At 66.5% G+C, this 10,605-nt stretch carries 9 protein-coding genes; 5 read left to right on the forward strand and 4 right to left on the reverse strand.

Translation table 11 applies throughout. The features are described from left to right. The first annotated feature begins 56 nt into the window (after positions 1-56). Positions 57-704: a response regulator gene (locus EBB59_RS00540; RefSeq protein WP_122100205.1), complete on the forward strand. Its 648-nt coding sequence runs from the start codon at positions 57-59 to the stop codon at positions 702-704. A gap of 88 nt (positions 705-792) precedes the next feature. On the opposite strand, the gene rne is transcribed toward EBB59_RS00540, so the two are convergent. Next, complete coding sequence (gene rne, locus EBB59_RS00545; protein WP_122100206.1) at positions 793-3,918, reverse strand: ribonuclease E; 3,126 nt, start codon at positions 3,916-3,918, stop codon at positions 793-795. Between the two features lie 439 nt (positions 3,919-4,357). Here rne and EBB59_RS00550 point away from each other — a divergent pair, with 439 nt between their 5' ends. Beyond that, positions 4,358-5,314 carry an RluA family pseudouridine synthase gene (locus EBB59_RS00550; RefSeq protein WP_122100207.1) on the forward strand — a complete coding sequence of 319 codons (957 nt, stop codon included), beginning with the start codon at positions 4,358-4,360 and terminating at the stop codon, positions 5,312-5,314. 427 nt (positions 5,315-5,741) lie between these two features. Here the strand turns inward: EBB59_RS00550 and EBB59_RS00555 are convergent, their stop codons facing one another. Beyond that, positions 5,742-6,080, reverse strand: coding sequence for a 4a-hydroxytetrahydrobiopterin dehydratase (locus tag EBB59_RS00555; RefSeq protein WP_122100208.1), 339 nt, complete (start codon positions 6,078-6,080; stop codon positions 5,742-5,744). 48 nt (positions 6,081-6,128) lie between these two features. Between EBB59_RS00555 and EBB59_RS00560 the strand changes: the two genes are divergently transcribed. Both EBB59_RS00560 and EBB59_RS00565 read left to right on the forward strand, forming a co-directional pair. Further along, positions 6,129-6,722 carry an NfuA family Fe-S biogenesis protein gene (locus EBB59_RS00560; RefSeq protein ID WP_122100209.1) on the forward strand — a complete coding sequence of 198 codons (594 nt, stop codon included), beginning with the start codon at positions 6,129-6,131 and terminating at the stop codon, positions 6,720-6,722. A 28-nt stretch (positions 6,723-6,750) separates the two neighbouring features. Then, positions 6,751-8,379 carry a hypothetical protein gene (locus EBB59_RS00565; RefSeq protein ID WP_147455468.1) on the forward strand — a complete coding sequence of 543 codons (1,629 nt, stop codon included), beginning with the start codon at positions 6,751-6,753 and terminating at the stop codon, positions 8,377-8,379. A 122-nt stretch (positions 8,380-8,501) separates the two neighbouring features. Here EBB59_RS00565 and EBB59_RS00570 read toward each other — a convergent pair whose 3' ends face one another. Both EBB59_RS00570 and EBB59_RS00575 read right to left on the reverse strand, forming a co-directional pair. Continuing rightward, positions 8,502-8,921 carry a c-type cytochrome gene (locus EBB59_RS00570; RefSeq protein WP_122100371.1) on the reverse strand — a complete coding sequence of 140 codons (420 nt, stop codon included), beginning with the start codon at positions 8,919-8,921 and terminating at the stop codon, positions 8,502-8,504. A gap of 8 nt (positions 8,922-8,929) precedes the next feature. Next, positions 8,930-9,271, reverse strand: a complete 342-nt coding sequence (locus EBB59_RS00575; RefSeq protein ID WP_122100372.1) for a c-type cytochrome — start codon at positions 9,269-9,271, stop codon at positions 8,930-8,932. 193 nt (positions 9,272-9,464) lie between these two features. Between EBB59_RS00575 and EBB59_RS00580 the strand changes: the two genes are divergently transcribed. Then, positions 9,465-10,595, forward strand: a complete 1,131-nt coding sequence (locus EBB59_RS00580; protein WP_122100211.1) for an efflux RND transporter periplasmic adaptor subunit — start codon at positions 9,465-9,467, stop codon at positions 10,593-10,595. The last annotated feature ends 10 nt before the right edge of the window (positions 10,596-10,605 follow it).

Below are 10,605 nucleotides of genomic sequence, written 5' to 3' on the forward strand. Positions count from 1 at the left end.
GGCTGTCGCGACGCGCCCTAGTCTGGCGCAGGGAAATCAGTCGGGGAGTGTGAACAATGGCAATCCGCGTGTATCTGGTGGATGACCATGCGCTGGTGCGCGCCGGGATGAAATTGATCCTGGAACAGGAAGTCGATGTGGAAGTGGTTGGCGAGGCCGATTCCGGCGAAACGGCATTGCCGGAGATTCGCCGGCTGAAGCCCAGCGTGGTGCTGTGCGATCTGCACTTGCCGGGCATCAGTGGGCTGGAGATCACCGAGCGCCTGAGCCGGGGAGCGTCGCGCTGCAAGGTCATCATCGTCTCGGTGATGGAGGATGGGCCGTTGCCCAAGCGACTGCTCGATGCCGGTGCCTGCGGTTATCTCGGCAAGGGGGGAGATGCCGCCGAACTGGTGCGGGCGGTGCGCGATGTCGCGCGAGGGCGTCGTTATCTCGGCAATAACATCGCCCGGAATATGGCCTTGTCCACTGTGCAGGGCTGTGGCTCGCCGTTCGACGCGCTGTCGCCGCGGGAACTGGAGGTGGCGATGCTGCTGGTGCAGGGCCTGCGTCAAGAAGCGATCGCCAAGCGGCTCAGTCTCAGTGCCAAGACGGTCAATACGCACAAATCCCGTTTGTTCGAGAAGCTGGCGGTCGGCGATCCCATCGCACTGGCAAGGCTCGCCAGTCAGTATGGTTTGAGCGACGTGGCGCGGGCGGTCTGATGCCCTGAACCGCGTCGGGCAATGAACGATCTGTGCCCGGAAACATCATCGCCCCGATGGACGGGGCGATGGGAGCGCAGTGGCGGGATCAGGTGGGGGACGGGTCGTCAGCCGGTTTGCGAGGTGTTTCGGCGACCAGTGCGGTGACGGTACCGGCGGCCTCCGCGGCGGGGTCAGGCTGCGAAAGTTCGGCATTGTTGGCGGTGACGGCGGCATTGACCGATTCCGTTTGAACCGCCGCTTCAGGTATCAACGTAGCGGCTTCGACAGCGGCCTCCACCGGCGCGGCGGTTGGTTCGTCCGTCGCCGTTGCCGGGGCATCGAAACCGGGGGCGTCCGCCAAGTCCGAGGCGTCCAGGCCCGGAGTGGCGCTGGAGCCGGCAACCTTGCGGTCGGTGGCCGTGACGGTTGCCGAGGGACTCGAAGCGGCTTTATCGGCCGTTTCCGGCTGAGCCTCGTTGACTGGGCCGGTGGCGGGGGGGGCGGTATCGGCCTGTTTGGCGGGTGGCATCGCTGGCTTCGGCAGGCGTTGCGACTCGGCCAGAGAAACCGCGATGGCGGCGGACAGCGGCAGGGCGGAAATCGATGGTCCCTGTGGCTGCGAGTTGCGGGACGCGCGATTGCCCTTCGGCTTGTCGGCCTTGGTGGGCGCCTGTCCGTCCCGGTGCGGTGCCTGGGTTTCGATGGCCGCTTCGGGGGAGGCAACGGGCGGTTCGGCCTCGGTTTTGGCCTGTGGCGTGGATGTCACATGGGCGGTTTTCTGCACGGCCCCGGCTGGCGGATCGACATCGGCAAAATCGAATTCGGGCTGAGACCCTTGGGCCGTGACCAGTTCCCCCGCTTCCAGGGCATCCACCTCGACCTGTACTTCGTTGGCATCGTCACCGCTACCGCGGCGGCGGCGACGTCCGCCGCGACGGCCACGGCGACGGCGGTTGCCTTCATCGTTGACTTCGGTTTCGTCAGTGGAAGCGGTGGTTTGAGGGGCAACGGTTGGGGCGATGGCAGGCTCGCTGGTTTGAGCTTCGGCTTCGACAACGGGAAGGGGTGTTTTCAGCACTTCGCCGGCGGGGGGCGAACTCACGGCGTCTTTCGGCTGGCGTGCCTCGCGTTCACGGCGATTGCGGCGGCGGTTTTCGTTGCCGCCTTCCTCGCGCTTGGAGGGCTGCGCTGGCTGTTCGACCACCGTGGCCTGCTGCGTGCGTGCTTCTTTCTCAGATTGTGGTGGCTGTGGCTGGCGTTCGCGGCGTGGCTTGGCGTGCTCGTGCTGCTGTTTTTGCGACTCGTTGCCATCGCGCGCATCCTTTTGGGAGGGGCGATTGTTCTGCTGCCGGTTGCCGCGTTCGTTGCGGGCATTCCGGTCGCCGCGGTTGTTTTGACGTGGGTTCTGGCCATCGCGGCGGTTCTGGCTCTGGCGCGGTTCGCCGCGCTGCCGGTCGTCCGAGTGGGGTGGCGTGGGCGTTTCGGCCGGCGCGCCGGCGAAGAACTGCATGACGCGCGACAGGAAGCCGGCCTTGGGTTTGGCGGCGGTGAATACGGGGGGGGGCGGCTGCTGCGAGGCCGGGGCGGGGGCGGGCTTGGGCGTTTCCTCGCGCGGCGCGCGGATCGGTGCCGGCTGCGTTGGCTTGACGTTCTTCACCGCCGGCTCGTCCGGGACGTTGAGATGGGCCTTGGTCAGCGCGTGCGTGGGCAGTTTGCGTGGCGTGCCGCGCTGGTAACTGGGGCGTGAGGATTCTTCGCCCAGTTCGTTCTCGCGGATGCGGGTGACTTCGTAATGCGGCGCCTGCAACTGCTCGTCGGCGACGATCACCACCGGCGCGTTGTGGCGGTGCTCGATTTCGGCCAGCGCCCGGCGCTTTTCGTTCAGCAGGAAGTTGGCGATCTCGACCGGTACCTGCACCAGCACCTGGCCGGTGTTGTCCTTCATCGCGTGCTCCTCGGCCACACGCAGGATCGACAGCGAGAGCGATTCCACGCTGCGCATACGGCCGTGGCCTTCGCAACGCGGGCAGACGATCTGGCTGTTCTCGCCAAGCGACGGGCGCAGGCGCTGGCGACTCATCTCCATCAACCCGAAACGCGAGATGCGGCCGATCTGCACGCGTGCGCGGTCGTACTTCAGCGCCGATTGCAGGCGGTTCTCGACTTCGCGCTGGTGTTTGTTGCTGGCCATGTCGATGAAGTCGATCACCACCAGGCCGGCGAGGTCGCGCAGGCGTAACTGGCGGGCGACTTCCTCGGCCGCTTCCAGGTTGGTGTTGAAGGCGGTTTCCTCGATGTCGCCGCCGCGGGTGGCGCGCGCGGAGTTGACGTCGATGGCGGTCAGCGCTTCGGTCTGGTCGATCACCAGCGCGCCGCCGGAAGGCAGTCGCACTTCGCGCTCGTAGGCCGACTCGATCTGCGACTCGATCTGGAAGCGGTTGAACAGCGGCACGTCATCGGTGTAGTGCTTGAGCTTGCGCAGGTTGTGCGGCATGACCTGCCCGACGAACTCCTTCGCCTCCTCGTACATTTCCGGCGTGTCGACCAGAATCTCGCCGATGTCGGCGCGCATGTAGTCGCGCAGCGCCCGGATGATGAGCCGCGACTCCTGGTAGATCAGGAAGGGGGCGGGCTTGGACAGCGCGGCCTGGGCGATGGCGCGCCAGACCGAGAGCAGGTAGTCCAGATCCCATTGCAGTTCTTCGGCATCGCGGCCGACGCCGGCGGTGCGGATGATCACGCCCATGTCGTCGGGGATGGCGAGGGCGTCCATCGCCCGCTTCAGCTCGGCGCGGTCCTCGCCCTCGATCCGGCGCGAGACGCCGCCGGCGCTCGGCGAGTTCGGCATCAGCACCATGTAGCGGCCGGCCAGAGAGATGAAGGTGGTCAGCGCCGCGCCCTTGTTTCCGCGCTCCTCCTTGTCCACCTGCACGACGACCTCCTGGCCTTCGCGCAGCAGTTCCTTGATGTTGGCCTTGTGGTGGTCGACGCCGGACTGGAAGTAATCGCGCGAGATTTCCTTCAGGGGAAGGAAGCCGTGGCGTTCGGCGCCGTAATCGACGAAAGCGGCTTCCAACGAAGGCTCAAGGCGGGTGATCTTGCCTTTGTAGATGTTGGATTTCTTTTGTTCCCTCGAGGGTTGCTCGATATCGATGTCGTAGAGGTTCTGTCCATCGACGATGGCGACGCGGAGCTCTTCCGCCTGCGTCGCATTGATCAGCATGCGTTTCATTGTTCGTTCCTTGCGCGTTCGTCACGCGCGGAACGCCGGGCGTTTCGCCTCTGGTCACCGCTGGACGCGGGCCGCGCATCGCGCTGGCCCACGCCTGAAGTTTTCCAGCGCTGCAACACCACGGCGGGCCGCGGGAGCGCTTGTTGTTGTTCCTTCGGGTCGCCACCGGCAGATACCTCGCTGGTGGCGGTTCATAAAGTTCTTGCCTATCGCCATATGGCGATGCGCGATCTGTTCCATTGCCGGGCGTTCGCTTGCATGGCTGCCCCTGGGGTAGTGGCTGCGCTTCGACTGGAGTCCGTGGTTCCCGGCTTTCGGCCCGTAAATCCGACGGATAATCAATGGCTTGCTTCGCTCCGCGAGTGTAGCAGATGAACCCTTCGGGGAGTAGCGAGGTGGGGCCGGTGTAAAGTCGCGCCTCCGACCGAGACTGAAACCGATGAACGAAGCGCAGGATCGCCCCGTCGCCCGCACCGTCCACGTCCCCGAGGCGCGTGCCGGCCAACGGCTGGATAACTTCCTGCTGGGACATCTGAAGGGGGCGCCCAGGTCGTTGATCTACAAAGTGGTTCGCAGCGGCCAGGTACGGGTGAACGGCGGCCGTGCCAAACCCGAGCGCAAGCTGGAGGCGGGCGATGAAGTGCGCATCCCGCCGGTGCGCTTGGCCGGGCCGGGAGAACAGGCGCCGCCGCCGAGGAGCTTGCTCGCGGCGCTGCAGGCCGCCATCGTGTTCGAGGACAGCCGCTTGCTGGCGCTGAACAAACCGAGCGGACTGGCCAGCCATGGCGGTAGCGGCATCGCTCACGGCGCGATTGAATCGCTGAGGGCGCTGCGGCCGGAGCAATCGCTGGAACTGGTGCATCGGCTCGATCGCGATACCTCAGGGCTATTGATCGTGGCGAAGAAGCGCTCGGCCTTGCGCGAGTTGCAGGCATTGCTGCGCGAAGATCATGGCGCCGGCATCGAAAAACGCTATTTGACGCTGCTCGCCGGGCGCATGCCCGATGGCGTGATGACGGTCGATGCGCCGCTCCATGTGGGCTTGCGCCAGGGCGGCGAGCGCCATGTGGTGGTCAGTCCGGCCGGCAAGCCTTCGACCAGCCATTTCCGCGTGCTGGAGCGGCGTGGCGGGATGAGTTGGTGCGAGGTGAAGATCGATACCGGCCGTACGCACCAGATCCGCGCGCATGCTCGCCATCTCGGCCACCCGGTGGCGGGCGACGACAAGTACGGCGACCCGGCCATCAACAGAAAACTGCGCGAGCAGGCGGGGCTGAAGCGATTATTCCTGCATGCGGCCAGCCTGCGTTTCGCCTTGGGCGAGGCGCGTGCCGAATACGTGCTGGATGCGCCGCTGGCGGCGGATTTGCGGGAGGTGCTGGACAGACTGGGGTGAGCCGGTTCAGTGGGGCTGTCCGTCCCGCTCGCTGCTGGCCATTTCCGGCATGTCGAGTCTAGATTGGAGCAGTTTGTTCAGTTCGGCTACCCTGTTCTGATAGCGTCGGTGGATCGAACCAAAGGTTTCGTTGTATTTCCCACTGGCCTTGATGCTTTCCAACTTGCTACGGTCATCTGGACTTGCAAAGCCAGGAAATTGTCGCGTGTCGCCCGCTGTTGTGTCGTCTCTTGGCTTCGTAGAGTGAGCACTAGAAGAAGCAACGAAATAGGGGTCAGTAAAGCACCGATGAAGGCAGCGAAGCCGCCCGCTTCCTGAAGGTTCCGCGGCCAGCCGAAGAAGACGACTGCAAAGCCCACCGCTCCCAGGCAGGAAAACAGGATGATCCACTCGAATGCGTTATGTGATTTGGTGTTTTCCGTCCGCTTCACCCCAGTCGCTCCGTTTTCGCCGCGCAGATGAAGTCGTTTTCGCTCAACCCGCCGACGTCGTGGGTGGAGTAGCGCACCACGCAGCGGTCGTAATGGACGGAAAGGTCGGGGTGGTGGTCCTCTCGGTTGGCCATGTGCGCCAGCGCGTTAACGAAGCTCATCGTGCGGTAGTAGTCGGGAAAGGAAAAGGTCTTGGAAAGCGCGGCGCCGTTTTCGGCCAGTTCCCAGCCCGGCAACTGCGGCAGCAATTCACGGATGCTGGCTTCGCTCAGGCGGTGCTCCTGCCCATGCTTCGGGCTACAGTGGGCATTGGCGAGGGGAACCAAATCGCTCATCGGTGTTCCTAAAGTCGGCAGTCATTGGGAGGCCGATAGAATACCCGCATGATCGACATCACCGAATCCGCACAGAATCATTTCCGCAAACTCCTTGCCAAGGAGGCGATGCCCGGCCTCGGCGTGCGTCTGTCCGCCGTCCATGCCGGCACGCCGCGCGCGGACGTGCGGCTGGAATTCGCGGGCCCGGATGACTTGTCCGGCGATGAGTGGGCGGTGGATTGCGAGGGCTTCACCCTGTGGGTGGATGCCGGCAGCGCCAAGGCGCTGGATGGCGCCCGTATCGATTACGAGCCGCGGGCCACCGGCGGCCAGTTGCAGATCCGCGCGCCGAAGATCAAGGGCGAGGTGCCGCAGGCCGACGCCTCGCTGGTGGAGCGGGTGATGTGGGTGGTGGAGCAGGAGGTCAATCCGCAACTGGCGATGCACCGCGGTAGCGTGCGGGTGGAGGAAGTGACCGCGGATGGCATCGTGGTGTTGCGTTTTGGCGGTGGCTGTCACGGCTGCGGCATGGCCGACATCACTCTCAAGCAAGGCATCGAGAAGACCCTGCTGGAAAAAGTGCCGGGCGTGACCGCGGTGCGCGATGCTACCGACCACGCCACCGGGACCGCGCCTTACGCGCCACGCGCGGGCGGCTGAGACGGTCCCAATGGCATCGAGAGAGGGGTTGCTTGCAGTGCTGCTGGCACGCGGGCGTGGGCGCGGATCGTCGGGCCATCCGGGGCTGCCCGGTTTCGGTGCCGATGGGTGGGACGGGTTCGATTCCGGCTGGCAATTGCCGGCCGCCGCTGGCCCGGCGCGCGATGAATTGGTGGCGGTCATGGCGGCGCGCCCGCCACAGTCGCCTCCCGCGATTCCGCCTGAACTCGGGCGTTGGCAGCGCTGGCGCGGCCTGTTCGATGCGGGCTGGGATCCCGGCGGCCGCACCGAGCCGCGCCTGCGTAACGGCGCGATGGTCTTCAGCCTGTTCGTCAATGTGTTGTTCGGGGTGTTCCTGTTGGCTTCGATGTATCTGCGTTCGGGCGGCGAGGCGCCACCGGAGGAGGAGACCATCCGTATCCGCATCACCGGCTTCGGCAGCCCGGAAACCCCGGGCGGCGGCGCGGCGGCGGCCGATGGCGAACCGCGTCCGGCCGTAGCCGCCCGCCAAGCGAATGCGGTGACGGCTTCGGCCCGTAGCGCGCGCCGTCCTGCGCCGGCCAGCGCCCGGGCGGTTGCGGCTGAAACACAGGTGGTCGAGCAGCTCTTGCAAGTGACGGAGACGGCTGAGCCGGTGGGCGCGTTCCGCCTGCCGCCGATGCGAACCCTGGCCGTGCCGACGCCGCGCGCGCCCGAATTGCGCGAGGCGCCGGCGCCGGTCGAGCAGGCGATTCCCGGCCCGTTGCCGGACGTGCGCGCGATCGATTTGCCGGCGGCGCGTGACCCAGTGGCGCGGGCGCCGGCGATGAACGTTCGCGAACGCGAGATTCCGATGCCCGAAGCGCCGCCGCCGATGCGTGTTCCGCAGCTTGCCGCGCCTTCGTCCGAGCCGCGTCTTGTGGTGCGCGAGCTGCCGCCTCGCGCCTTGCCCGACTTGCCGGCCGAGCGGGCCGACAGCGGCGCCGCGTCTGCTGCCGAAACGGCGGGGAATGCGCCTGCCGCCCATGCCACTGCCAGCCCGCGTCCCGGTTTGCCGGGAGCCGCCGAGCGCTCGCCACGGCCGGGTCAGGCAGCCTCGGGGGAGGAGGCCGGGCCGGCGCGCGCGCGCGCTTCCGGCGGCTGGTCGGCCCCGGTTCGCGGCGACGACTGGGATGCCGCCGCGCGCAACCGCGCGGGACAGGCCAGCGGTGGCGACCGCGGCAATCCGCGTGGCGCCGGTGGCCAGGGAGGGGGGCTGTCCGGCCCGGATGGCCGCCCGCGTCTGGTGGACGACCGTTTCAAGCCACGTTTCCCCGACCCTTATAAAGAGGGCACTTGGCTCAAGCGGCCCGGTTTGCAGGCGCGCGGCACCATGTTCGATAGCATTTGGCGGCCGTCCGAGACATTGCTGCAAGAGTGGGTGAGGAAAGGGGTGAAGTCGATGCGCGTCCCGATTCCCGGTACCGACCTGGAATTGGAGTGCGTGGTGTCGATGTTGCAGGCCTTGGGCGGCTGTTTGCCGGTGGCGGGCAAGAATGGCAAGTTCGACCAGCCCGCGCGCGCGCGGCCGGCGCCGCAGGTACCGTTCAAGCGCGAACTCTTCGAGAACCAGGGAGACCTGACGCCGCCCAACAAGACCGAAGCCCGGCCAGCCGAGCCGGGCGGTTCACCGGCCTGAGGCGGATGCGGGGCCGGCGTATGGGGGCGTGGCGTCCTGGGGATATGCCGGAGATGCGCACCCGGGCTCGAACAGTGGCTCGGGCATTGCTCTCAACTGGGCCGGGCCGCTGAAGCGGCCTGTCAGTGCGCCGACATGTCTTGCAGTTGGCTGGGGCGGCTGCCGAAGTAGGCGGAGACGTCGGCGATCTGTTGGTCGCTGAGCTTGGTCGCTTGCGGTGTCATCAAGGCGTGTTCGCGCTTGCCGTCGCGGTAGCGTTGCAGGGCATGGGCGATGTAGTCGTGATATTGGCCGCCGATCTTCGGATAGCTGGGGTCGATCGGCGCGTTGCCTTCCTCGCCGTGGCAACTGACGCAGCTCTGGCCGGTGAGGGCCGTGCTGCCGGCGAGTTCCTTGCCGCGGGCGATATCCCCTTTGGGCAGGCCGGCCGAGGACGAGCTGCCTTGATCGCCGTCGCTGGAAGCGGTGGTGTCGTCGCCGTTGGCGCAGGCAATGACGGAAAGGGTGATGGACAGGATGGCGAGGAGGCGGAAAGTCGTCATGCGCTGGCTCACTGGGTCTTCAGGCTGGCGAGGTAGGCCGCGATGGCGGCGATGTCCTGTTCCGAAAAACTCTGCGCCTGGGCCTGCATGGTTGGATGCTGGCGTTTGCCCTGTCTGTATTCGGTCAGCGCGTTTTTCAGATAGATCTCGGACTGGCCGACCAGCTTGGGTACCCGGTAGCTGGGGTAGGCGTTCTTGTAGCCGGCGATGCCGTGGCAGCCGCGGCAGGTGTAGGCCAGGCTGGCGCCGTCGGCGGCGGGCCGGGGCGGGGTGGCGGTGGCCGCGTTCTGCGCGGTGGCGGCGAACGGCAGCAACAGCGCCAAGCAGGCGGTGATCATGGTCGGTCGCATCGGTCTGTACCCGGAGTCGGAGGGGTGCCGCTTCCTGCGGATTTCGCGGAGTATAGCCGCCTTGAACAAATATGGAATTCCCGTGTTGATCTCGATCAAACCAGGTGGTGATGTCATGACATGACCTTCGGCACCTTCACGGATTTTTCAGCAGGTGATTTACTTTCATACAACACCGATCATGAGCCAGCCCATGTCCGTTTCGTCTCCGACGTTTTCCCGCCATTGCCTGCGCGGTGCCGCCATCGGCGTGCTGGTTCTTGCCCTGGCCGTTGGTCTGGTGGCCTGCAAGCGCGGTGACGCCGCCGGCAAGTCGGATGGCCAGGCCGAGAAGGTGGAGGCGGTGCCGGTCGAGGCCGTGCGCGTCGCCCAGCGCACCATGACCGCCAGCTATACCGGCACCGCGGCGCTGGAAGCGCGTGGGGAGTCGCAGGTGGTCGCCAGGACCTCGGGTGTGGCCTTGCGAGTATTGGCCGAGGAAGGCCAGCAGGTGCGCGCCGGCCAGCCGCTGGCCCGCCTCGATCCCGCCCGCGCCAGCTTGCAGGTAACGCAGAGCAATGCCCAGGTGGCCAAGCTGGAGGCCAATTACCGCCGCGCCGTGCAACTGGCCGAGCAGAAGATGGTCAGCGCCAACGATGTGGACCAGCTCCGTTTCGATCTTCAGAACGCTCGCGCGACCAACCAGATGGCGCGGCTGGAGTTGTCCTACACCACGGTGGTGGCGCCGATCTCCGGGGTGATCGCTTCGAAAACGGTGAAGCCGGGCAATTTCGTGCAGATCAATTCGCCGATTTTCCGCATCGTCGATACCTCGCGGCTGGAGGCTACGCTGAACGTGCCCGAGCGCGATATCGACCGCATCAAGCCGGGGCTGCCGGTGCAACTGGCGGTGGATGCGTTGCCGGGCCGTGGCTTTGCCGGCCAGGTCGATCGCGTCGCCCCGGTGGTCGACGCCGGCAGCGGTACCTTCCGTGTCATTTGCGGTTTCGAGGGCGGCGGCAGCCTGCAACCGGGCATGTTCGGGCGGATGGCGATCAACTACGACCAGCGCGCCGACGTCCCGGCGATCCCGCGCGTCGCCCTGCTCGATGACGGCAGTGAGCCGGCCGTGTACGTGGTGCGCGCCGGCAAGGCCGAGCGTGTGCCGGTCAAGCTCGGGTATGCCGATGGGGCGTACGTCGAGGTGCGCGAGGGCCTGAAGCTTGGCGAACAGGTGGTGACTGCCGGCAAGAGCGCCCTGCGCGAGGGCGGCGCGGTGCAGGTGATCGACCCGAATGCGCCGGCCAGGACGGGCGTCGCCGCCCCGGCCGCGTCCGCCAAGTAGTGACGGAGCC

This window comes from Solilutibacter pythonis (assembly GCF_003697345.1).
GTDB lineage: Bacteria > Pseudomonadota > Gammaproteobacteria > Xanthomonadales > Xanthomonadaceae > Solilutibacter > Solilutibacter pythonis.